Below are 21,492 nucleotides of genomic sequence, written 5' to 3' on the forward strand. Positions count from 1 at the left end.
GTGGAGATCGTCGTAGGAGCGGGTTTACCCGCCGAATACGGTGGCGGCTGCGGCGGTGAATGGCGGGGGCAGACTGGCCAGCAGGCCCGGCCCTTTCGCGGGTAAACCCGCTGCTGCTGGGCACCGGTCGGTGATTGGACACAGGCCGTCGTAGGAGCGGGTTCACCCGCGAAAGGGCCAGTACACGCAATACAAGGCTCAACTACCCTGAAATGGACGCCATGTCCTTCGGAGGTAGCCACCTGATGTACAAGGACCTCAAGTTCCCGATCCTCATTGTCCACCGCGCCATCAAGGCCGACAGTGTTGCCGGCGAACGCGTGCGGGGTATCGCCGAGGAACTGCGCCAGGATGGCTTTGCCATTCTCGCCGCAGCCGACCACGCCGAAGCGCGCCTGGTCGCCGCCACCCACCATGGCCTGGCCTGCATGCTGATTGCCGCCGAAGGCGCTGGCGAGAACACCCATTTACTGCAGAACATGGCCGAGCTGATCCGCCTGGCCCGTCTGCGCGCACCCAACCTGCCGATCTTCGCCCTGGGCGAGCAGGTGACCTTGGAAAATGCCCCCGCCGAAGCCATGAGCGAGCTCAACCAGCTGCGTGGCATCCTCTACCTGTTCGAAGACACCGTGCCGTTTCTCGCCCGCCAGGTGGCGCGAGCCGCACACACCTACCTCGATGGCCTGCTGCCGCCGTTCTTCAAGGCGCTGGTACAGCACACCGCGCAGTCCAACTATTCCTGGCACACCCCAGGCCATGGTGGCGGTGTGGCCTATCATAAAAGCCCGGTAGGCCAAGCCTTTCACCAGTTCTTCGGGGAAAACACCCTGCGCTCGGACCTGTCCGTTTCCGTGCCGGAGCTGGGTTCGCTGCTCGACCACACAGGCCCGCTGGCCGAAGCCGAGGCCAGGGCGGCGCGCAACTTCGGCGCCGACCACACCTTTTTTGTCATCAATGGCACCTCCACGGCCAACAAGATCGTCTGGCACGCCATGGTCGGCCGTGACGACCTGGTGCTGGTGGACCGCAACTGCCACAAGTCGGTGGTGCACGCGATCATCATGACGGGTGCCATCCCGTTGTACCTGTGCCCGGAGCGCAACGAACTGGGCATCATTGGCCCGATCCCGCTCAGCGAGTTCAGCCCCGAGGCGATCGCCGCGAAGATTCAGGCCAACCCCCTTGCCCGTGATCGTGGGCAGCGTATCAAGCTGGCGGTAGTGACCAACTCCACCTACGACGGGCTGTGTTACCACGCCGGGCTGATCAAGCAGGCCCTGGGTGCCAGTGTCGAGGTGCTGCACTTCGATGAGGCCTGGTTTGCCTATGCCGCGTTCCACGACTTTTTCACCGGGCGCTACGCCATGGGCACCGCCTGCGCGGCAGACAGCCCGCTGGTGTTCAGTACCCACTCCACCCACAAGCTGCTGGCGGCGTTCAGCCAGGCCTCGATGATTCATGTGCAGGACGGTGCCAGGCGGCAGCTGGACCGGGACCGTTTCAACGAAGCGTTCATGATGCACATCTCTACCTCGCCGCAGTACAGCATTCTCGCCTCGCTGGATGTAGCTTCGACCATGATGGAAGGGCCGGCCGGGCGCTCGCTGCTGCAGGAGATGTTCGACGAGGCGTTGAGTTTTCGTCGTGCCCTGGCCAACCTGCGTGAGCACATTGCCGCAGCGGACTGGTGGTTCAGCATCTGGCAGCCGCCAAGTGCCGAGGGCATCCCCCGTCTGGCCGCGCAGGACTGGCTGCTGCAGCCGGGGGCGCAATGGCATGGGTTTGGTGAAGTGGTGACCGACTATGTGCTGCTCGACCCGCTGAAGGTGACCTTGGTAATGCCGGGCCTGAGCGCAGACGGTGTGCTGGGCGCGCGCGGTATCCCGGCAGCGGTAGTCAGCAAGTTTCTCTGGGAGCGCGGGCTGGTGGTGGAAAAAACGGGCCTGTACAGCTTCCTGGTACTGTTTTCCATGGGCATCACCAAGGGCAAGTGGAGCACCCTGCTCACCGAGCTGCTGGAGTTCAAGCGCCACTATGACGGCAACACCCCACTCAGCAGCTGCCTGCCCAGTGTGGGGGCTGCCGACGCCTTGCGCTACCAGGGCATGGGCCTGCGCGACCTGTGCGACCAGTTACATGACTGCTACCGCGCCAATGCCACGGCCAAGCAGCTGAAGCGGCTGTTCACCCGTTTGCCGGAGGTGGCCGTCAGCCCGGCCCAGGCCTATGACAAGATGGTGCGTGGCGAAGTGGAGGCGGTGCCGATCGAGGCATTGCTGGGGCGTGTGGCGGCGGTGATGCTGGTGCCGTACCCGCCTGGCATCCCGTTGATCATGCCGGGTGAGCGGTTCACCGAGGCGACCCGCTCGATCCTTGATTACCTGGCATTCGCCCGAGCATTCAACCAGGGCTTTCCCGGGTTTGTCGCCGATGTGCACGGCCTGCAGCACGAAGGGGGCCGCTACACGGTGGATTGCATCACGGAATGCGCGTGATCTCGACGCCGGAGCGTGCCAGTTCGAAACGGTTTTCACCCAGGTGGTTGACCTTGTCGCCGATGGCCAGGCGGTAGGTGGTGATGGGGGCGCCCAGCGTGCTGCCGTCGAGTTGCAGGGTGGATTCCTGAAACTCGTGCACGGGGTAGATGCGGCCTTCGGCGTCACGGGCGTGGAATTGGCCGACCATTACTGCTGCCATTTGGGTGGAAACCTCTGAATTACGTAGGAAATGTATGAAGGCATAGACCGTGAAACTGACTCGGAAGTTTTCGCCCTGCGGAAAAAAAACTCAGGCGCCGGAGAACGGTCATCTATAACTACAACGTCTATTTAACCCGCAAAGGTTGGAATTGCCATGAGTCAGGTGTATTCGGTAGCAGTCGTCGTGGGCAGCTTGCGCAAGGAGTCCTACAACCGCAAGGTCGCCCGCGCACTTTCGGAGCTGGCGCCGTCCAGCCTTGCGCTGAAGATCGTCGAGATTGGCGACCTGCCGCTGTACAACGAAGATATCGAAGCCGAGGCACCGCCGGAAACCTGGAAGCGTTTTCGCGATGAAATCCGTCGCAGTGATGCGGTGTTGTTCGTCACCCCGGAATACAACCGCTCGGTGCCGGGCTGCCTGAAAAATGCCATCGATGTGGGTTCGCGTCCTTACGGGCAAAGTGCCTGGAGCGGCAAGCCGACGGCGGTTGTGAGTGTGTCGCCGGGGGCGATTGGAGGCTTTGGCGCCAACCATGCGGTACGCCAGTCGCTGGTGTTTCTTGACATGCCCTGCATGCAGATGCCCGAGGCTTACCTTGGCGGTGCGGCGAGCTTGTTCGAGGATTCGGGCAAGCTCAACGATAAGACGCGACCGTTCTTGCAGGCGTTTGTCGACAGGTTTGCTTCATGGGTGAAGTTGAACAGGGCGGTCTGAACCCCTAATCATGCTGTGCAGCGCCCCCCCGTAGGAGCGGGTTTACCCGCGAATGCGTCATTGAATTTGCCGACGCATTCGCGGGTAAACCCGCTCCTACCCGTCAGCGGAAGCTGTAGGAAACCCCCGCGTATACGCCAAACCCTTCGCCCGGTGTCGAACGGGCATTGTCCTTGCCGGCGTCGTTGTAGGCCGGCGTCACGGTCGCTGCATAGCGCTGGTTGGTCAGGTTGCGCAGGTCCAGCCAGGTCTGCCAGTCCTGTTTCGGTGAGTCCCAGCCAACGCGTGCGCCGAGCAAGGCATATTCATCGGCGTGGTAGCTATTGGCGTAGTCCACCTGCACCTTCGAAGCCATTTGTGTATTGACCCCGGCATAGAAGCCGTTCGGCCAGTCATAGCGCAGCTCGGCCTGGTAGTAGTGCATGGGGATGCCGGGCAGACGGTTGTCGCCAAACGTGTCGTCATCACGGTAGTGGAAGTCGCTGAAGGTGTAGGCCTGGCGCAAGCTCAGCTTGCCAGTGCCCGCGCGTTCCCACAGGGTGCTGTCGAGGCCGGCTTCCACGCCTTGGTGCACGGTAGCGCTGGCGTTGAATTCCGAGGTGAAGTTCGGCACTACCTCAACGGCCAGCAGTTCGTGGCGTACTTGCGAGTAGTACCAGGCCAGGTCCCAGCGGCCGAGCGCCGAGTCGCCACGGGCGCCCAGTTCCAGGGTGGTGGCTGTCTGGTTCTGCATCTCGATCGGCTGGATCTGCTTGCCGCCTGTGCTGGGCGCGCTCCAGATCAGCGACCACGGGTGTGGCGGCTCTACCGAGCGGCTCAGGTTGCCGTACACCTGCAAGTCCGGGCGGATGTCGTAGCGCAGCCCCAGGCGGGGGGCATAGTCCCAGTCATGCATGCTCACCTTGCCGCCTTCAGCAGGGTAGGTCACGTCACTTTCGCGGCGCGTGTAGATCATGGCCAGGCCGGTGCTCAGCCACAGGTTGGGGACCAGTTCCAGGTCGTTGCCAACATGCAGCACGGTGTCCGAGCCCTGGTAGGTGAAGTCACGGGTGCGCTCGCCGAACACATCGCCATTGCGGGTAAATTGCGAAGCGCCGCTGTTGGGCAGGTGCTTGGTGGTACGCCAACCGACGGTGGTCTTGCTCTCGCGGCCGAACAGTGTGTCGCGGCGGAAATAGTTCAGCGTACCGCTGACATCGGTGTAGGCGACCTTCAGGCGCATGGGGCCTTCGCGCAGGTCCATCGGGTAGTCGTGATAGACCAGGCCGGCTTCCAGGCGTGCCTCGTCGTCGAGGTAGAAGGTCGTCTTGTTGCCCACCCAGGTGCTGCCTGGTTGCGGGCGGCTGTCGTCGCGTGCCAGATAGTTGGGGTTGGCCGCGCGCGGGTGGTGCTTGATCTGGTCCTTGGTCAGGCGGCCGGGCAGTTCGTTTTCAGTTTCCCGATAGCGCAGGTAGAAGCGGGTTTCCAGGTTGGGGTTGAAGCGGTAACCGGCATTGGCGGCAATGCCCTTGGCGCTGCCGCTGCTGTGTGCCTGGTAGCCGTCATATTCCGAATCGGTCAGGGCCACGTAATAGTCGAGGTTGCCCAGCATCTGGCCCGAACTGATGTGCCGATGCTGGTAGCCGCGGCTACCGACTTCGTAGCGTACTTGCAGTGCAGGCGCGTCGTAGCCGGTGTGGGTGACGTAGTTGATCGCACCGCCCAAGGCCAGGGAGCCTTGGTCAAAGCCATTGGCGCCACGCAGCACTTCGGCACGGCTCAGCCACAGCGGTTCGAACAGTTCGTAAGGCGTACCGCCCGGACCGGTCAACGGCAGGCCGTCGAACATGGTGTAGACACCGGAACCGTGCGCCCCCGGCGCACGGTTGATGCCCGAGCCGCGTATCGACAGCTTGATGCCGTCGTTGCCTGCCGATTGGGCGAACACCCCAGGCTGGTAGGCCAGTACGTCCTGGTTGCTGGCCACTCGGCCTTGCCCCACGCGCTGCATGTCCACCAGGTTGCTGGCCCCCGGTATTTCACGCAGGCGCTCGCTGGCTGCCGTCAGCTCGTTCTGCTCCTCATCGGTGATCAGCACCCGGCCCAATTCGACCGAGGATGCCCCCAGGGCGGGCTGAGTGGCAGCCAAGGCCGCCAGCAGACCGAGGCAGGACGAGAGGGGTAAATCGGAACGCATTGTACGACTCCAGGCGAAAGGCGAATGGACAACGGCGTTGAGACGAGCGAAATGCGGCTTGGAGCACGCAGAAAGTCAGCAAATCGTGCGTCACCTTCGTCATGCGGTCTTGTACGAAAGTTCTTTACAAACCATGGCGGTGGAGGTGGGTGGCCTGTGCTTCGTAAGGTGACTGCAAGTAGGCAGCAATGCCTCGCTCAATCACCCGTGGAGTTCAAACATGACTGACAACGCTCGACACTCGCAGCAACCCTTGGCGGACGCCCCGGTTCGCCTGACGCCACGTGAACAGCAAGTGCTGTTGTGGTGTGCTTATGGCAAGAGCTCGTGGGAGATCGGCCAGATCCTTGAATGCAAGGAGTCGACGGTGAACTTTCACGTGTCCAACATCCTGCGCAAATTCGAAGTGCCTACCCGGGTGGCTGCTGTGATCAAGGCCATTCGCTACGGCATGCTGGCCGAGCAGTAAGGGGGCAGCTTATGAGCAACGATCCTCGGCTACCGCGCTTTGCCGATTGCCATGACCCGTTCTGGCCGCGGGTGGATCTGGGCAGGTTGCGTGAGCACCTGCAACTGCCGCGGTCTGTCAGTGACGCGGCTTTGGAAGTGGCCGCGCGCTGCGCAGCCATCGAGGCAGCACGGGAATTCGCCCGCTGGAGGTCAGCGCTGCGAGAGCGGGGCTACAAGCGGCTCGAGGATGTGGCCGGGCATGATCATGGGCGTGCCTTGCGGGTGTGCTACATCCGTTTCGTCGAAGCGGCGGTCATGTATAGCCTGGGTTCAACCGCCTGCCTGCCTGTTCCGCGCGGAGGGCAAGTACATGCCTGAGCGATCTGTTTTCGACCACCTGGCCCCGGCATTGGTGACGTTCCTGGGGGTGGATGGCGATGTGCTGTTCGCCGCGCTGCTGGGAGCATTGTTGGTGAGCGCGGCACGCGATCGATTGATCACCAGTGAGGCCAGGCGCCTGACGTTGGCCAAGAAACTGCTGCTGCTATTCGTGACCGTGGGCGTGGGCCATCTGTTCGAGCCACTGGTTTCGTCATTGGTGCCTTTGCTGACCCGGGGCATGGCGGCATTCGTGGCCGCTGTGGTGGTGATCCCCATCAGCCTCAAGGTCATGGTCTGGCTGGATACACTCGACCCGCGCGAGCTCATCCAGCGCTGGCGCCGTCGGGGTTAGCCATTGGTTGCGCCGCCGAGCTCACTCAGTTGCTGTTCCAACTGCTGGATGCGCTGCTTGTCCTTGATGAACAGCAGGATGGCCTGGCGATCGCTGTGCGAGAGCGTGCGCAGCCGTTCGAGCATTTCGCACTCCCAGCCCGCATCACCTGGGTCGGCGGCGATGTGCTCGGCTTGACCCAGCAATAGCCAGTCCAGTGAGCATGCATGCTTTTTGGCGATGTCTATGCAAAGTGAGTAAGGAATGCTCTCGCGAACCTTCCAGCTGCTCAGCGTTTGCGGGCTGACCGACAGTGCACGTGACAGCTCGGCATCAGTGTTTGCGCCAGTGAGAAGCTTAAGGCGCGTGAGCACCTCAGCAAGTATGTGAGTACTCATAACAAATATCCATGACTGGTTTAATGATATTCCATGGGCTTAAACTACTCGTTATGAATACAGCCCTGCGTTTTAAGGAGCACTTCTGCAATGAGAACCATCAAATTGAAGAATACACCCACAGTTGCAGCCAATACTGACACACAGACTAGCCTGGGCAATGCTAGCAGGTACTTGCCGTGAGTACTTACAAGCTGGTTTGCCCGCATTGCCACAGCCGGATGCGCATACGTACTAGCGAAGGGCGCCATATTTTCCTGCGAATCGCTTATTTGCAATGCACTACCGAGGCGTGTGGCTGGTCAGTGCGCGCCGAATTCGAAATGACCCATGAACTCTCCCCCAGCGGCATGCCCAACCCGGAAGTGTACCTGCCTTCGGCCAATGGTGATTTGCGCAAGGCCGCCTTGCCGGGCGCAGGTCAGGGCTGCCCGAGTGAGTGAGGCACCCGTGGGCGCAGGTAGCAAAACGTGCAGATAAAAAAACACCCCGCCTAGGCGGGGTGTTTTCTGTTACCGGCGCTGCCGGGGTGATCAACCGATCAGTTGCAGGCCCGCTTGCTGAACCATTTCCAGCAGGGGCTGCGGGTACACACCCAGTACGAAAGCGAGAATGGCGATAGCCAGCAGCATGACGCCGCCGGTGCGCTGTTCCCACTTGAGCGGGGCGTCGTGACGACGCAGGTTCGGCTCGACCAGGTACAGGGTAACCATGACGCGCAGGTAATAGTACACGCCGATGGCGCTACCGATCACCAGCGCACCGACCAACCACCACAGGTGCGATTCGACGCCGGTAGCGATGATGTAGAACTTGCCGATGAAGCCAGCGGTCAGCGGGATACCCGCCAGCGACAGCATCATCACGGTCAGTACCGCTGTCAGGTACGGGCGGCGCCAGAACAGGCCGCGGTACTCGTACAGGGCATCGGCGTCACGGCCGCCGTACGGCGAGGACATCAGGGTGATGACACCGAAGGCGCCCAGGCTGGTGATCACGTAGGTGACCAGGTAAACGCCCATGGCTTCCAGGGCCAGGCCCTTGCTGGCGACCAACGCGATGACCAGGTAACCGAAGTGGGCGATGGACGAGTAACCCAGCAGACGCTTGAGGTTGCTCTGGGTCAGCGCCAGCAGGTTACCAATCAGGATCGAGGCTACGGCAATCACCGCCAGTACGGTGCTGAGCACGCCGCTGCTGGCAGCAGGGGAGAGCATGAACAGGCGTACGACAACGGCGAATACTGCCACCTTGCTGGCGGTTGCCAGGAACGCGGCGACCGGCGCCGGAGCGCCTTCGTACACGTCCGGGGTCCACAGATGGAACGGTACCAGCGACAGCTTGAAGGCCAGGCCAACCAGCATCATGCCCAGGCCCAGCTGGGCCACCAGGCTTGGCATGCTGGTGGTAGCCAGGGCCTTGCCGATCTGGTCGAAGCTCAGGCTGCCGGCGTCGGCGTACAGCAGGGCCATGCCGAACAGCAGGAAAGCCGAGCCTGCGGCCGACAGCACCATGTACTTGATGCCGGCTTCCAGCGATCGCTTGTTGAAGAAGGCATACGCCACCAGGCCATAGACCGGTACCGACAACAGCTCCAGGCCGATGAACAGGCCGGCCAGGTGGTTGGCGCTGACCAGCACCAGGCCACCGAGGGCTGACATCAGCAGCAACAGGTACAGTTCTTCACGGTTGCCCGGGAAACCCTTGGCGCCCTCGCCGAGGTAGGCGTGGGCGAGGGTGACGCAGGCCAGCGTCGCCACGAGGATGATCGCCATGTACAGGCAGGCGAACTTGTCGATGGTGATCAGCGATGTGACCGCCAGCGGCGCGACCTTCAGCGCCGGCAGGAGCGACAGCAGGGCCAGGTTCAGGCCCACGGTGGACAGCAGGAAGGTCTGCGAGTGGTTGCGCTTCCAGGCGATCGCCAGCATCACCACCACCGTGGTGATGGTGGTGATCAGCATCGGCGCCAATGCGATGAAGTGTTGAGTGGTGAATTCCATAGCGCTCTTACCGGGCCGAAGCGAGTTGAGTGAAAGCGGATCCGAGCCACTGCTGCACACCACTCATGGTGGCGGCAGAGGTGTCGAGGAACGGCTGCGGATACACGCCCAGCAGGATCAGCAATACCGCCAGACCCAGAACCATGACCAGTTCGCGACCGTCCATGCCGGCCAGCACGGTGTCGGTCTTGGCCGGGCCGAAGTAGGCACGGTGGATCATGATCAGCGAGTAAACAGAACCGAACACCAGGCCGGTAGTGGCGATCACGGTGATCCACGGCACGTGCACGAAGCTGCCGATCAGGATCAGGAACTCGCCGACGAAGTTGCCGGTGCCTGGCAGGCCCAGCGATGCCGCTGCGAAGAACAGGCTGATGGCCGGCAGGTAGGCGATGCGGTGCCACAGGCCACCCATCTGACGCATGTCACGGGTGTGCAGGCGCTCGTACAGCTGGCCGGACAGGATGAACAGCGCCGCAGCCGACAGGCCGTGGGCCAGCATCTGGATCACCGCACCTTGCAGGGCCTGCTGGCTGCCGGAGTAGATACCGATCAGCACGAAGCCCATGTGCGAGACGCTGGAGAAGGCGATCAGGCGCTTGATGTCGGTTTGTGCGAAGGCCAGGAAGGCACCGTAGAAGATACCGATCAGGCCCAGGGTCATGGCGATCGGCGCGAACTCGGCCGAGGCGTTCGGGAACAGCGGCAGGGCGAAGCGTAGCAGGCCGTAGGCCGCGGTCTTCAGCAAGATACCCGCCAGGTCCACCGAGCCTGCGGTCGGTGCCTGGGCGTGAGCGTCAGGCAGCCAGGAGTGGAACGGCACCACCGGCAGCTTCACCGCGAAGGCGATGAAGAAGCCCAGCATCAGCACGTACTCGATACCGGCTGGCAACTCGGCCTTGAGCAGGTCGCTGTAGTTGAAGGTGAGCACGCCAGTGGTGTTGTAGTTGACCAGCACCAGGCCCAGGATCGCCACCAGCATGATCAGGCCGCTGGCCTGGGTGAAGATGAAGAACTTGGTCGCCGCGTAGATCCGGGTCTTCTTGCCGTCTGCCGAGCTGTGACCCCAGAGCGCGATGAGGAAGTACATCGGCACCAGCATCATTTCCCAGAAGAAGAAGAACAGGAACAGGTCCAGGGCCAGGAACACACCGACCACGCCGCCGAGGATCCACATCAGGTTGAGGTGGAAGAAGCCGACGTGGCGCTGGATCTCTTTCCAGGAACACAGTACCGACAGCACACCGAGCAGGCCGGTGAGCAGGATCATCAGCAGCGACAGGCCGTCCAGGGCCAGGTGGATGCTGATGCCGAAACGCTTGATCCACTCGACTTTGTATTCGAGTGCCCAGGCCGGTTCGGCGCCCGGTGCGGGAGCAAGGGTGTAGTCGCCGGTACCCCACAGCCACAGGCCGATGCCAAGCAGCAGGGACATGGTAAGCAGCGCGATCCAGCGCGGCAGGGTGGCGCCGAAGCGCTCACCCAGCCAGCAGAGGAAGCCGCCGATGAAGGGGATCAGGATCAGCCAAGGCAAAATCATGACGGGTTGGTTTCCTTTGGCAAAGTCGCAAGATTCATAGTCATACCGCAGCCACTACCACGGCACCGAGTACCAGCACGGCGCCCACGGCGATAGAGGCGGTGTACCAGCGCAGTTGGCCAGTCTCGGTCTTGCTCATGGCCACGTGGCCACCACGCGCCATCCGAGGAATCAGGCCGATGGTGCGGTCAACCGGGTCCTTGCGCAGGATGTGGCTGATCAGCAGGTACGGTTTGACGAAAAGCTTGTCGTAGATCCAGTCGAAGCCCCAGGCAGCGAACCACCAGGCCGACAGGACGCGACCGATGCCACTGTTGGCGACGGCGCTGACGAAGCGGCGCTTGCCCAGGAACAGCAGGGCGGCCAGCAGGATACCGGCGATGGCGATGGCACCCGAGGTGATCTCCAGCGCGTGCTTGGCTTCGCCACCGGCATGGCCGGCGCTTTCCGGCAGCACACCGGCCAGCGGCGGGGTGATCCAGGCGCCGACGAAGGTCGACAGCACGATCAGCACGCCCAGCGGCAGCCAGTGGCTGATGCCGTGGCCCGCGTGGGCTTCGGTCTTGGCTTCGCCGTGGAAGGCGATGAAGATCAGGCGGAAGGTGTACAGCGAGGTCATGAACGCGCCTACCAGGCCGGCATACAGCAGGCCGGTGTTGCCGCTGGCGAAGGCTTCCCAGAGGATCTCGTCCTTGGAGTAGAAGCCTACGGTCACGATCGGCAGGGCCGCCAGTGCCGCGCCACCGACCACGAAGCTGGCGTAGGCCAGGGGCAGTTTCTTCCACAGGCCGCCCATCTTGAAGATGTTCTGCTCGTGGTGGCAGGCAACGATCACCGCACCGGAGGCAAGGAACAGCAGGGCCTTGAAGAAGGCGTGGGTCATCAGGTGGAAGATCGCCGCGTCCCAGGCACCCACGCCCAGGGCCAGGAACATGTAGCCGATCTGGCTCATGGTCGAGTAGGCGAGGATACGCTTGATATCGGTCTGTACCAGCGCAGCGAAGCCTGCCAGTACCAGGGTCACGCCACCGACCACACCTACAAGGTGCAGGATGTCCGGCGCCAGCAGGAACAGGCCGTTGGTACGGGCGATCAGGTACACGCCCGCGGTCACCATGGTTGCGGCGTGGATCAGTGCCGAAACCGGAGTCGGGCCCGCCATGGCGTCGGCCAGCCAGGTCTGCAGTGGCAGCTGTGCCGATTTACCGACCGCACCACCCAGCAGCATCAGCGTGGCCAGCACCATCCAGGTGTCGCCAGCCTGGAACTTCTGCGGTGCCAGCACCAGCAGTTCCTGCACGTTCAGGGTGCCCAGCTGGGCGAACAGGATGAACAGGCCGATGGCCATGAACACGTCGCCGATACGGGTGACGATGAATGCCTTGAGTGCCGCGTTACCGTTGTTGCGGTTGCTGTAGTAGAAACCGATCAACAGGTACGAGCACAGGCCCACGCCTTCCCAGCCGAAGTAGATGAACAGCAGGTTATCGCCGAGGACCAGGAACAGCATGCTGGCGATGAACAGGTTGGTGTACGAGAAGAAGCGCGAGTAGCCGGCTTCGCCACGCATGTACCAGGATGCGAACAGGTGGATCAGGAAGCCGACACCGGTCACCACGCCGAGCATGGTGACCGACAGGCCGTCCAGGTACAGGGTGAAGTTCGGCGCGAAGCCGTCCACCGACATCCACTGCCACAGCAGCTGGCTGTACGCGCCGCCCTCAGGCGGGGCGACGTTGAACTGCCAGATGACGTAAGCGGCCGTGGCGGCCGACAGGCCTACCGAGCCGACGCCGATCAGGGCGGACAGGTTCTCCGAGAACCGTCCGCGCGAGAACGACAGCAGCAGGAAGCCGATGAGGGGAAAGACGAAAGTCAGGAAGAGAAGGTTCATCCGCGCATCTCACTGGCAGCATCGATGTCGAGAGTGTGGAAGCGGCGATACAGCTGCAGCAGGATGGCCAGGCCAATGCTGGCCTCGGCGGCTGCCAGGCTGATCACCAGAATGAACATCACCTGGCCGTCGGGCTGGACCCAACGGGCACCGGCGACGACGAACGCCAGGGCAGAGGCGTTCATCATGACTTCCAGGCTCATGAGCACGAAGAGGATGTTGCGGCGGACCATCAGGCCAACCAGACCTAAGCAGAACAGGATGCCGGCGACCGCCAGACCATGTTCGAGAGGGATAGCACCCATGATTTACTCCTTCGCCTCGTTGCGGCCCAGGTGGAAGGCGGTGACGGCTGCAGCCAGCAGCAGCATCGACGCCAGTTCGACCACCAGCAGGTAAGGGCCGAACAGGCTGATGCCCACGGCTTTCGGGCCCACGGTGGTACCGCTGATGCCGGCGCCACTCGGGGTGACGAACAGCACGTACAGCAGCTCCGCCAGCAGCAGGGCGCCGAGGATTACCGGCCCGGCCCAGATGCCGGGCTTGAGCCAGCCCCGTTCCTGAGCGACCGAAGCCGGCCCGAGGTTGAGCATCATCACCACGAACACGAACAGCACCATGATGGCGCCGGCGTAGGCGATCACTTCCAGGGCGCCGGCAAACGGCGCACCCAGGGCGAAGAAGATCATGGCCACGGAAATCAGCGAAATGATCAGGTAAAGCAAGGCGTGCACGGGGTTGGTGCCAGTTACCACCCGAAGGGTGGAGACCACGGCGATCCCGGATGCGAAGTAGAAAGCGAATTCCATCTTTCTGTCCTTATGGGAGCAAGCTCTTCACGTTGATCGGCTCGGCTTCGTTCTGTGCAGAGCCCTTCGGCTTGCCAGCGATTGCCATACCCGCAACACGGTAGAAGTTGTAGTCAGGGTTCTTGCCGGGGCCGGAGATCAGCAGATCTTCTTTCTCGTACACCAGGTCCTGACGCTTGAACTCGGCCATTTCGAAATCCGGAGTCAGCTGGATCGCGGTGGTCGGGCACGCTTCTTCACACAGGCCGCAGAAAATGCAACGCGAGAAGTTGATGCGGAAGAACTCCGGGTACCAGCGGCCGTCCTCTGTCTCGGCCTTCTGCAGCGAAATGCAGCCAACCGGGCAGGCCACCGCGCAGAGGTTGCACGCTACGCAGCGCTCCTCGCCATCGGGGTCGCGGGTGAGGACGATGCGGCCGCGGTAGCGCGGCGGCAGGTACACGGGTTCTTCGGGGTACTGCAGGGTGTCGCGCTTGCGGAACCCGTGGGAGAACACCATTGCCAGGCTGCGCAGCTGGGTGCCGGTGCCCTTAACGATGTCGCCGATATACTTGAACATGGGTCAAATCCTCACTGGGCCGCGACGGCTGGCGTGTTGTAGAGCACGATCGCAGCGGTCACCAGCAAATTGATCAGGGTCAGCGGCAGGCAGAACTTCCAGCTGAAGTCCATCACCTGGTCATAGCGTGGGCGCGGGATCGAGGCGCGCAGCAGGATGAACAGCATGATGAAGAACGCGGTCTTCAGGGCGAACCACAGGAACGACAGTTGCGGCAGGATGCCGAACGGGCCGTGCCAGCCGCCGAAGAACAGGGTTACCAGCAGCGCCGAGATGAGGATGATGCCGATGTACTCACCGACGAAGAACATGCCCCACTTCATGCCGGCATACTCGATGTGGTAGCCGTCGGCCAGTTCCTGTTCTGCTTCCGGCTGGTCGAACGGGTGACGGTGAGTCACGGCGACGCCAGCGATGAAGAAGGTGCAGAAGCCGAAGAACTGCGGAATGATGAACCACAGGTTCTGCGCCTGGTACTCAACGATGTCGCGCATGTTGAACGAACCCACCTGCACCACCACGCCCATCAGCGCCAGGCCCAGGAACACTTCGTACGACACGGTCTGTGCCGAAGCACGCAAGCTGCCCAGCAGGGCGTACTTGTTGTTCGACGACCAGCCGGCGAACAGCACCGCGTAGACCGACAGGCCGGCCATGGCGAAGAAGAACAGCAGGCCGATGTTCAGGTCGGCAACGCCCCAGGTCGGGGTGATCGGGATGACCACGAAGGCGATCAGCAGGGCGCTCATGGCCACTACCGGTGCCAGGGTGAAGATCACGCGATCGACGAAGGGTGGGTTCCAGTCTTCCTTGAAGAACATCTTCAGCATGTCGGCAGCGATCTGGAACATGCCGAACGGGCCGACGCGGTTCGGACCGTAACGGTCCTGCCACCAGCCCAGCAGGCGGCGCTCGACGAAGCTGAGCAGCGCACCGCAGACCACCACCGCCAGCAGGACCACGATGGCCCGCAGCACGGTGAGGATCACATCGATCACTTCGGGGGTGAACCAGCTCATTGTGCTGCCTCCTGCAGACCTTCGACGGATGCACCGAAGATGGCAGGCGGAATGCCAGCCAGGCCTTTCGGCAACGCGACCAGGCCTGCGCCCAGCTCTTCATTGATACGCAGCGGCAGGCGCAGGGCCACACCGGCGACGTTCAGGCTCAGCAGGGCGCCTTCGTTGACGCCCAGGCGGTCGGCTTCGGACTTGGCCAGGGCCACGTAGGCAGCCGGGATGCGTTCTTGGACCGGAGCGGCGCGCGAGGAGCTTTCTTCGCTGCCGAACAGGTGGAAGAACGGCACGGCAGTCCAGGTGCCACGGGCCGGGTTGAAGGCCCCCGGAATGGCGTTGAACCAGTTCAGGCGGTCGCCTTGCGATTCGATCAGGCGTACACCTGGGTCACCGGCACGCAGGTGGCCACCGACCTCGTCCTGAAACTTGTTCCAGGCTTGTGGGGAGTTCCAGCCCGGCGACCAGGCGAACGGCACCTGCTGGCGCGGTTCGGCCGAACCCGAGTAGCCTTCCATGGAGAAGGCGAACGCGGTGTCCTTGTCTTGCGGGGTGCGCGGCTCGTGCACACTGATGTTGGCACGCATGGCGGTACGGCCGGAGTAGCGCAGCGGCTCACGGGCCAGCTTCATGCCCTTGATGCGGAATGCGGCGCTTGGCGCGGCGTTGACGATGCCGGCCAGTTGCGGAGCGGCTTCGGCGCAGGCGCTGGTGACGTGGTCCAGCTGGGTCCAGTCGACCGGCTTGTTCAGCAGGGTGGCACGCAGGGCGTGCATCCAGCGCCAGCCTTCGTGGATCTGGATGCTGCTGTCCAGGTACTGCGGGTCGAACACCTGGAAGAAGCGCTGGGCACGGCCTTCCTGGCTGACCAGGGTACCGTCACCCTCGGCGAACGAGGCGGCCGGCAGCACCAGGTGGGCGCGGTCGACGGTGGCAGTTTTGGAGTGGTCGGCAACGATCACCACCTTGGCCGCAGCCAGGGCTGCATCGACCTTGGCGGCCGGTACGCGGGCGTACAGGTCGTTTTCCAGCACGACGATGGCGTCTGCTTTGCCGCTGATGACCGCGTCCAGCGCGGCATCGACTGACTCGCCACCGAGCATGGCCAGGCCAAGGCTGTTGGCCTCAGGTACCACCAGGCTCAGCGAGCCGTTTTTCTCGCGCAGTTTCAGGGCTTTGGCGATGTTAGCGGCGGCTTCGATCAGCGCTGGGTCGGCCAGCGACGTACCGGCAACGACCAGTGGGCGCTTGGCGGCGACCAGGGCGTCGGCGATGCGCTGGGCCAGGGCCTTGGCTTCGTCGTCCAGGCCGGCGACGGCAGGGGCGCTCGGGTCGATGGCGTGGGCCACGGCGAAACCGATGCGGGCCAGGTCGGCCGGCGCGGCGTGTACGCACTCTTCGGCGACGTCGTCCAGCTTGGTTTCAGCCAGGGATGCGATGAACAGCGGGTACAGCGCGTGCTGGCCAATGTTCTTCACGGCAGCGTCGAGCCAAGGCTGCACTTTCATGGCTTCGGCCATGGCCTCGGCCTTGCCTTTGGTGGCCTGGCGCACGGCCAGGGCAATGCGGGCAGCGGTCTGGGTCAGGTCTTCACCGAGCACGAACACGGCGTCGTGGTCTTCGATGTCGCGCAGGGTCGGCACGGGCAGCGGGCTGTTGTTCAGCACGTTCAGGGCCAGGCGTACGCGGGCCAGTTCGCCAGCTTCCATGCCCGAGTAGAAGTATTCGGCGCCGACCAGCTCACGCAGGCCGTAGTTGCTTTCGAGGCTGGCGCGTGGCGAGCCGATACCGACGATGGTACGGCCGCGCAGCAGGTCGGCGGCCTTGTCCAGGGCGGCGTCCAGGCCCAGCTTGGTGCCGTCGGCCAGTTGTGGCTGGCGTGGGCGGTCCTTGCGGTTGACGTAGCCGTAGCCGAAGCGGCCGCGGTCGCACAGGAAGTACTGGTTGACCGAACCGTTGAAGCGGTTTTCGATACGGCGCAGTTCGCCGTAGCGCTCACCCGGGCTGATGTTGCAGCCGCTGGAGCAGCCATGGCAGATGCTTGGGGCGAACTGCATGTCCCACTTGCGGTTGTAGCGCTCGGAGTGGGTCTTGTCGGTGAATACGCCGGTCGGGCAGACCTCGGTCAGGTTGCCGGAGAACTCGCTTTCCAGCACACCGTCTTCGACGCGGCCGAAGTACACGTTGTCGTGGGCGCCGTAGACGCCCAGGTCGGTACCACCGGCGTAGTCCTTGTAATAGCGCACGCAGCGGTAGCAGGCGATGCAGCGGTTCATCTCATGGGCGATGAACGGGCCGAGGTCCTGGTTCTGGTGGGTACGCTTGGTGAAACGGTAGCGGCGCTCGTTGTGGCCGGTCATTACCGTCATGTCCTGCAGGTGGCAGTGACCGCCTTCCTCGCACACCGGGCAGTCGTGCGGGTGGTTGGTCATCAGCCATTCGACGACGCTGGCGCGGAACGCCTTCGACTCTTCGTCGTCGATGGAGATCCAGGTGCCGTCGGAAGCAGGGGTCATGCAGGACATGACGATACGACCACGGGTGTCGTTCTCGTCGGTGTACTGCTTGACTGCGCACTGCCGGCAGGCGCCAACGCTACCAAGCGCCGGGTGCCAGCAGAAATAAGGGATGTCGAGGCCGAGCGACAGACACGCCTGTAACAGGTTGTCTGCACCGTTGACTTCGAGCGCTTTGCCGTCTACGTGGATAGTGGCCATTGTTCAAAGTTCTTCGTTGGCCCGCGTGAGCGGGCGTGGCTAATGGAAATCGGTGAGCTTGCGACACGCCTCGATTGCTCGGGCCTGCCGGTAAGCTGGCGAGTGGCACGGACCACCCGCCTAATCATCTTGTTATGCGCCGACCACGATCGGCTTCGCCAGGTCGGGGCGCAGGGTTGCAGCGCTTTCTGGCGCCACACCGGCCTCGAACTCCGAGCGGAAGTATTTGATGGCACTGCCCAGCGGCTCGACGGCACCCGGTGCGTGAGCACAGAAGGTACGGCCTGGGCCGAGGAAGTTGACCAGCCCCAGCAGCGTCTCGATGTCTTCGGCGCGGCCCTGGCCTCTTTCCAGTGCACGCAGCATCTTCACGCTCCACGGCAGGCCGTCACGGCATGGCGTGCACCAGCCGCACGACTCGCGGGCGAAGAACTCTTCCATGTTGCGCAGCAGCGACACCATGTTGATGCTGTCGTCGACCGCCATGGCCAGGCCGGTACCCATACGGGTCCCGACCTTGGCGATGCCACCGGCGTACATTTGCGCATCGAGGTGCTCAGGCAGCAGGAAGCCGGTACCGGCGCCGCCTGGCTGCCAGCACTTGAGCTTGAAGCCATCGCGCATGCCACCGGCGTAGTCTTCGAACAGTTCGCGCGCGGTAACGCCGAATGGCAGTTCCCACAGGCCTGGGTTCTTTACCTTGCCGGAGAAGCCCATCAGCTTGGTGCCATGGTCTTCGCTGCCTTCGCGGGCCAGCGACTTGTACCAGTCGTTGCCGTTGGCGACGATGGCCGGGACGTTGCACAGGGTTTCGACGTTGTTCACGCACGTCGGCTTGCCCCACACGCCAACGGCGGCAGGGAAGGGCGGCTTGGAGCGCGGGTTGGCGCGGCGGCCTTCCAGCGAGTTGATCAGTGCGGTTTCTTCACCGCAGATGTAGCGGCCTGCACCGGTGTGCACGAACAGCTCGAAATCGAAACCGCTGCCCAGGATGTTCTTGCCCAGCAGGCCGGCGGCCTTGGCTTCATCGATGGCGCGGTTGAGGTTCTTCGCTGCGGTGGTGTATTCGCCACGCAGGAAGATGTAGCCGCGATAGGCCTTGAGGGCGCGGGCGCTGATCAGCATGCCCTCGACCAGCAGATGGGGCTGTTGCTCCATCAGCATGCGGTCCTTCCAGGTGTTCGGCTCCATTTCGTCCGCGTTGCACAGCAGGTAGCGGATGTTCATGGATTCGTCTTTGGGCATCAGGCCCCACTTCACGCCAGTGGGGAAGCCTGCACCGCCACGGCCCTTGAGGCCGGAGTCCTTGACGCTTTGCACGATGTCGTCGGCGGACATTTGCGCCAGCGCCTTGCGGGCTGCGGCGTAGCCGTTCTTCGATTCGTACTCGGCCAGCCAGACCGGCTCGCCGTCGTCACGCAGGCGCCAGGTCAGCGGGTGGGTTTCGGCCGAGCGCGCGATGCGGTTGGCCGGGCCGAAGGAAGTAATGGTCATACGTAACCCTCCAGCAGTTTGGAAACGCCAGCCGGCTGCACGTCACCGAAGGTGTCGTCGTCGATCATCAGCGCCGGGGCCTTGTCGCAGTTGCCCAGGCAGCACACGGGCAGCAGGGTGAAACGGCCGTCGGCGGTGGTCTGGCCGAGGCCGATGCCCAGCTCGCTCTGGATCTGGCTGACCACCGACTCATGGCCGCCGATGTAGCAGACCATGCTGTCGCACACGCGGATGATGTGGCGGCCGACCGGTTGGCGGAAGATCTGGCTGTAGAAGGTGGCGACACCCTCGACGTCGCTGGCCGGAATGCCCAGCACTTCGCCGATGGCGTGAATGGCGCCGTCCGGCACCCAGCCACGCTCCTTCTGGACGATCTTCAGGGCTTCGATGGACGCCGCGCGCGGGTCCTCGTAGTGATGCATTTCGTGCTCGATGGCCGAGCGCTCGGTTTCGCTCAGGGCGAAACGGTCTGTCTGGATAAGCGTGCTGTTCATGCTTAGCGGTCCACGTCAGCCATAACGAAGTCGATACTGCCCAGGTACGCAATGAGGTCGGCGACCATGCTGCCTTTGATCACCGAAGGGATCTGCTGCAGGTGCGGGTAGCTCGGGGTGCGGATCCGGGTGCGGTAGCTCATGGTGCCGCCATCGCTCGTCAGGTAGTAACTGTTGATGCCCTTGGTCGCTTCGATCATCTGGAACGACTCGTTGGCCGGCATGACCGGGCCCCACGAGACTTGCAGGAAGTGCGTGATCAGGGTTTCGATGTGCTGCAGGGTGCGCTCTTTCGGCGGCGGCGTGGTCAGCGGGTGATCCGCCTTGTACGGGCCTTCCGGCATGTTGCGCAGGCACTGGTCGATGATGCGGATACTCTGACGCATCTCCTCGACACGGACCATGCAGCGATCGTAGGCATCGCCGTTGTGGGCCAGCGGTACTTCGAACTCGAAGTTTTCGTAGCCGGAGTAAGGACGGGCTTTACGCAGGTCGAAGTTGCAACCGGTGGCACGCAAGCCGGCACCGGTGGTGCCCCATTCCAGCGCTTCCTTGGTGTTGTACGCGGCAACGCCGATGGTACGGCCCTTGAGGATGCTGTTTTGCAGGGCGGCCTTGGTGTATTCGTCGAGGCGCTTGGGCAGCCACTCGACAAAGTCCTTGACCAGCTTGTCCCAGCCACGTGGCAGGTCGTGGGCGACGCCACCGATGCGGTACCAGGCCGGGTGCAGGCGGAAGCCGGTGATCGCTTCGATCACCGTGTAGGCGCGCTGGCGGTCGGTGAAGGTGAAGAACACCGGGGTCATGGCGCCGACGTCCTGGATGTAGGTACCCAGGAACAGCAGGTGGCTGGTGATGCGGAAGAACTCGGCCAGCATGATGCGAATCACGTCGACCTTCTGCGGCACCTTGATGCCGGCCAGCTTCTCTACCGCAAGCACGTAAGGCAGGTTGTTCATCACCCCGCCGAGGTAATCGATACGGTCGGTATAGGGGATGAAGCTGTGCCAGGACTGGCGCTCGGCCATTTTTTCGGCACCACGGTGGTGGTAGCCGATGTCCGGTACGCAGTCGACGATTTCTTCACCGTCCAGCTGCAGGACGATACGGAACGCACCGTGCGCCGAAGGGTGGTTGGGACCGAGGTTGAGGAACATGTAGTCCTCGTTGGCGCCCTGACGTTTCATGCCCCAGGCTTCCGGGTTGAAGCGTGCCGATTCCTCTTCAAGCTGCTGCTTGGCCAGGGTCAGGCTGTAGGGGTCGAACTCGGTCGCACGGGCAGGGTAGTCCTTGCGCAGCGGGTGACCTTCCCAGGTCGGCGGCATCATGATGCGGCTGAGGTGCGGGTGGCCGGCAAAGTCGATGCCGAACATGTCCCAGACTTCGCGCTCGTACCAGTTGGCGTTTGGCCAGATGCCCGTCACGGTCGGCAGGTTCAGGTCGCCTTCGCTGAGCGACACCTTGATCATCACATCGCTGTTACGCTCGATCGACAACAGGTGGTAGAACACACTGAAATCGGCGGCTGGCAGGCCACGGCGCTGGGTGCGCAGGCGCTCGTCGACGCCATGCAGGTCGTACAGCATGCTGTAAGGCTTGGCGACGCCGCGCAGGAAGCTGAGCACCTCTTTGAGCTGGGCGCGTTTTACCCACAGCACGGGCATGCCGGTGCGGGTCTCCTGGGCGACGAATGCTTCGGCGCCAAAACGGTTGTTCAGTTCGACGACCACATCCTGGTCGTCAGCCTTGTAGGGCGGAATGAAAATAGCGTTGTCCGCTGTCATGGTCTCGGTCGCTTTGGGTCAACGTTAAGAATGAA

General features: G+C 63.0%; 20 protein-coding genes. 6 read left to right on the forward strand and 14 right to left on the reverse strand.

Going from position 1 to position 21,492, the window contains the following annotated elements; translation table 11 throughout:
- The first annotated feature begins 245 nt into the window (after positions 1 to 245).
- Complete coding sequence (locus PRJ_RS09005) at positions 246 to 2,495, forward strand: Orn/Lys/Arg decarboxylase N-terminal domain-containing protein (protein ID WP_049588234.1); 2,250 nt, start codon at positions 246 to 248, stop codon at positions 2,493 to 2,495.
- Here the strand turns inward: PRJ_RS09005 and PRJ_RS09010 are convergent.
- Complete coding sequence (locus PRJ_RS09010; RefSeq protein WP_010954911.1) at positions 2,479 to 2,697, reverse strand: hypothetical protein; 219 nt, start codon at positions 2,695 to 2,697, stop codon at positions 2,479 to 2,481. The genes PRJ_RS09005 and PRJ_RS09010 overlap by 17 nt on opposite strands.
- 156 nt (positions 2,698 to 2,853) lie before the next feature.
- On the opposite strand from PRJ_RS09010, the gene chrR reads away from it, so the two are divergent.
- Positions 2,854 to 3,414 (forward strand): class I chromate reductase ChrR, encoded by a 561-nt coding sequence (chrR, locus tag PRJ_RS09015; protein WP_003251456.1) that lies wholly within the window; start codon positions 2,854 to 2,856, stop codon positions 3,412 to 3,414.
- Between the two features lie 103 nt (positions 3,415 to 3,517).
- Here the strand turns inward: chrR and PRJ_RS09020 are convergent, their stop codons facing one another.
- Positions 3,518 to 5,590: a TonB-dependent receptor domain-containing protein gene (locus PRJ_RS09020; RefSeq protein WP_104961141.1), complete on the reverse strand. Its 2,073-nt coding sequence runs from the start codon at positions 5,588 to 5,590 to the stop codon at positions 3,518 to 3,520.
- Between the two features lie 220 nt (positions 5,591 to 5,810).
- Between PRJ_RS09020 and PRJ_RS09025 the strand changes: the two genes are divergently transcribed.
- The 3 genes from PRJ_RS09025 to PRJ_RS09035 are packed head-to-tail and all read left to right on the forward strand — an operon-like array spanning position 5,811 to position 6,773.
- Complete coding sequence (locus tag PRJ_RS09025) at positions 5,811 to 6,059, forward strand: helix-turn-helix domain-containing protein (RefSeq protein WP_003251454.1); 249 nt, start codon at positions 5,811 to 5,813, stop codon at positions 6,057 to 6,059.
- An 11-nt stretch (positions 6,060 to 6,070) separates the two neighbouring features.
- On the forward strand, positions 6,071 to 6,418 hold the full coding sequence (locus tag PRJ_RS09030) for a head completion/stabilization protein (RefSeq protein WP_104961142.1): 348 nt from the start codon (positions 6,071 to 6,073) through the stop codon (positions 6,416 to 6,418).
- Positions 6,411 to 6,773: a hypothetical protein gene (locus PRJ_RS09035; protein WP_014590308.1), complete on the forward strand. Its 363-nt coding sequence runs from the start codon at positions 6,411 to 6,413 to the stop codon at positions 6,771 to 6,773. The genes PRJ_RS09030 and PRJ_RS09035 overlap by 8 nt, the downstream gene beginning before the upstream one ends.
- On the opposite strand, the gene PRJ_RS09040 is transcribed toward PRJ_RS09035, so the two are convergent.
- Entirely contained in the window at positions 6,770 to 7,150 is a 381-nt protein-coding gene (locus tag PRJ_RS09040) for a helix-turn-helix domain-containing protein (RefSeq protein ID WP_014861245.1), read from the reverse strand. The genes PRJ_RS09035 and PRJ_RS09040 overlap by 4 nt on opposite strands.
- 179 nt (positions 7,151 to 7,329) lie before the next feature.
- On the opposite strand from PRJ_RS09040, the gene PRJ_RS09045 reads away from it, so the two are divergent.
- Positions 7,330 to 7,593 (forward strand): ogr/Delta-like zinc finger family protein, encoded by a 264-nt coding sequence (locus PRJ_RS09045; protein ID WP_004576942.1) that lies wholly within the window; start codon positions 7,330 to 7,332, stop codon positions 7,591 to 7,593.
- 90 nt (positions 7,594 to 7,683) lie between these two features.
- On the opposite strand, the gene nuoN is transcribed toward PRJ_RS09045, so the two are convergent.
- From nuoN to nuoC, 11 genes are all read right to left on the reverse strand, one after another.
- Positions 7,684 to 9,153: an NADH-quinone oxidoreductase subunit NuoN gene (gene nuoN, locus PRJ_RS09050; RefSeq protein WP_010954905.1), complete on the reverse strand. Its 1,470-nt coding sequence runs from the start codon at positions 9,151 to 9,153 to the stop codon at positions 7,684 to 7,686.
- 7 nt (positions 9,154 to 9,160) lie between these two features.
- Positions 9,161 to 10,693, reverse strand: a complete 1,533-nt coding sequence (gene nuoM, locus PRJ_RS09055; RefSeq protein WP_020190104.1) for an NADH-quinone oxidoreductase subunit M — start codon at positions 10,691 to 10,693, stop codon at positions 9,161 to 9,163.
- A 40-nt stretch (positions 10,694 to 10,733) separates the two neighbouring features.
- On the reverse strand, positions 10,734 to 12,587 hold the full coding sequence (gene nuoL, locus PRJ_RS09060; protein WP_064493165.1) for an NADH-quinone oxidoreductase subunit L: 1,854 nt from the start codon (positions 12,585 to 12,587) through the stop codon (positions 10,734 to 10,736).
- Positions 12,584 to 12,892, reverse strand: a complete 309-nt coding sequence (nuoK, locus tag PRJ_RS09065) for an NADH-quinone oxidoreductase subunit NuoK (protein ID WP_003251446.1) — start codon at positions 12,890 to 12,892, stop codon at positions 12,584 to 12,586. Before nuoK ends, nuoL begins: the two co-directional genes overlap by 4 nt.
- A 3-nt stretch (positions 12,893 to 12,895) precedes the next feature.
- Positions 12,896 to 13,396, reverse strand: a complete 501-nt coding sequence (gene nuoJ / locus PRJ_RS09070; RefSeq protein WP_019438098.1) for an NADH-quinone oxidoreductase subunit J — start codon at positions 13,394 to 13,396, stop codon at positions 12,896 to 12,898.
- Positions 13,397 to 13,406: 10 nt separating this feature from the next.
- Positions 13,407 to 13,955, reverse strand: coding sequence for an NADH-quinone oxidoreductase subunit NuoI (gene nuoI / locus PRJ_RS09075; RefSeq protein WP_003251442.1), 549 nt, complete (start codon positions 13,953 to 13,955; stop codon positions 13,407 to 13,409).
- 11 nt (positions 13,956 to 13,966) lie between these two features.
- Complete coding sequence (gene nuoH, locus PRJ_RS09080) at positions 13,967 to 14,974, reverse strand: NADH-quinone oxidoreductase subunit NuoH (protein ID WP_003251440.1); 1,008 nt, start codon at positions 14,972 to 14,974, stop codon at positions 13,967 to 13,969.
- Positions 14,971 to 17,685, reverse strand: coding sequence for an NADH-quinone oxidoreductase subunit NuoG (nuoG, locus tag PRJ_RS09085; RefSeq protein WP_104961143.1), 2,715 nt, complete (start codon positions 17,683 to 17,685; stop codon positions 14,971 to 14,973). The genes nuoH and nuoG overlap by 4 nt, the downstream gene beginning before the upstream one ends.
- 132 nt (positions 17,686 to 17,817) lie before the next feature.
- On the reverse strand, positions 17,818 to 19,179 hold the full coding sequence (gene nuoF / locus PRJ_RS09090) for an NADH-quinone oxidoreductase subunit NuoF (RefSeq protein ID WP_020192000.1): 1,362 nt from the start codon (positions 19,177 to 19,179) through the stop codon (positions 17,818 to 17,820).
- Positions 19,176 to 19,673, reverse strand: a complete 498-nt coding sequence (gene nuoE, locus PRJ_RS09095) for an NADH-quinone oxidoreductase subunit NuoE (protein WP_003251433.1) — start codon at positions 19,671 to 19,673, stop codon at positions 19,176 to 19,178. Before nuoE ends, nuoF begins: the two co-directional genes overlap by 4 nt.
- 2 nt (positions 19,674 to 19,675) lie before the next feature.
- The gene (gene nuoC / locus PRJ_RS09100; RefSeq protein ID WP_003251431.1) at positions 19,676 to 21,457 is read right to left on the reverse strand and encodes an NADH-quinone oxidoreductase subunit C/D; all 1,782 of its coding nucleotides are present in this window, start codon (positions 21,455 to 21,457) and stop codon (positions 19,676 to 19,678) included.
- Positions 21,458 to 21,492 lie beyond the last annotated feature (35 nt).

Origin of the sequence: Pseudomonas sp. XWY-1, assembly GCF_002953115.1 — a bacterium.
In the GTDB taxonomy this organism is placed as follows: Bacteria; Pseudomonadota; Gammaproteobacteria; order Pseudomonadales; family Pseudomonadaceae; genus Aquipseudomonas; species Aquipseudomonas alloputida.

Bases quoted from the DNA above. Each gene is read 5' to 3' on its own strand.
- PRJ_RS09005 (WP_049588234.1), top strand. From the start codon at position 246: ATGTACAAGGACCTCAAGTTCCCGATCCTCATTGTCCACCGCGCCATC.
- PRJ_RS09010 (WP_010954911.1), bottom strand. From the start codon at position 2,697: ATGGCAGCAGTAATGGTCGGCCAATTCCACGCCCGTGACGCCGAAGGC.
- chrR (WP_003251456.1), top strand. From the start codon at position 2,854: ATGAGTCAGGTGTATTCGGTAGCAGTCGTCGTGGGCAGCTTGCGCAAG.
- PRJ_RS09020 (WP_104961141.1), bottom strand. From the start codon at position 5,590: ATGCGTTCCGATTTACCCCTCTCGTCCTGCCTCGGTCTGCTGGCGGCC.
- PRJ_RS09025 (WP_003251454.1), top strand. From the start codon at position 5,811: ATGACTGACAACGCTCGACACTCGCAGCAACCCTTGGCGGACGCCCCG.
- PRJ_RS09030 (WP_104961142.1), top strand. From the start codon at position 6,071: ATGAGCAACGATCCTCGGCTACCGCGCTTTGCCGATTGCCATGACCCG.
- PRJ_RS09035 (WP_014590308.1), top strand. From the start codon at position 6,411: ATGCCTGAGCGATCTGTTTTCGACCACCTGGCCCCGGCATTGGTGACG.
- PRJ_RS09040 (WP_014861245.1), bottom strand. From the start codon at position 7,150: ATGAGTACTCACATACTTGCTGAGGTGCTCACGCGCCTTAAGCTTCTC.
- nuoN (WP_010954905.1), bottom strand. From the start codon at position 9,153: ATGGAATTCACCACTCAACACTTCATCGCATTGGCGCCGATGCTGATC.
- nuoM (WP_020190104.1), bottom strand. From the start codon at position 10,693: ATGATTTTGCCTTGGCTGATCCTGATCCCCTTCATCGGCGGCTTCCTC.
- nuoL (WP_064493165.1), bottom strand. From the start codon at position 12,587: ATGAACCTTCTCTTCCTGACTTTCGTCTTTCCCCTCATCGGCTTCCTG.
- nuoK (WP_003251446.1), bottom strand. From the start codon at position 12,892: ATGGGTGCTATCCCTCTCGAACATGGTCTGGCGGTCGCCGGCATCCTG.
- nuoJ (WP_019438098.1), bottom strand. From the start codon at position 13,396: ATGGAATTCGCTTTCTACTTCGCATCCGGGATCGCCGTGGTCTCCACC.
- nuoI (WP_003251442.1), bottom strand. From the start codon at position 13,955: ATGTTCAAGTATATCGGCGACATCGTTAAGGGCACCGGCACCCAGCTG.
- nuoH (WP_003251440.1), bottom strand. From the start codon at position 14,974: ATGAGCTGGTTCACCCCCGAAGTGATCGATGTGATCCTCACCGTGCTG.
- nuoG (WP_104961143.1), bottom strand. From the start codon at position 17,685: ATGGCCACTATCCACGTAGACGGCAAAGCGCTCGAAGTCAACGGTGCA.
- nuoF (WP_020192000.1), bottom strand. From the start codon at position 19,179: ATGACCATTACTTCCTTCGGCCCGGCCAACCGCATCGCGCGCTCGGCC.
- nuoE (WP_003251433.1), bottom strand. From the start codon at position 19,673: ATGAACAGCACGCTTATCCAGACAGACCGTTTCGCCCTGAGCGAAACC.
- nuoC (WP_003251431.1), bottom strand. From the start codon at position 21,457: ATGACAGCGGACAACGCTATTTTCATTCCGCCCTACAAGGCTGACGAC.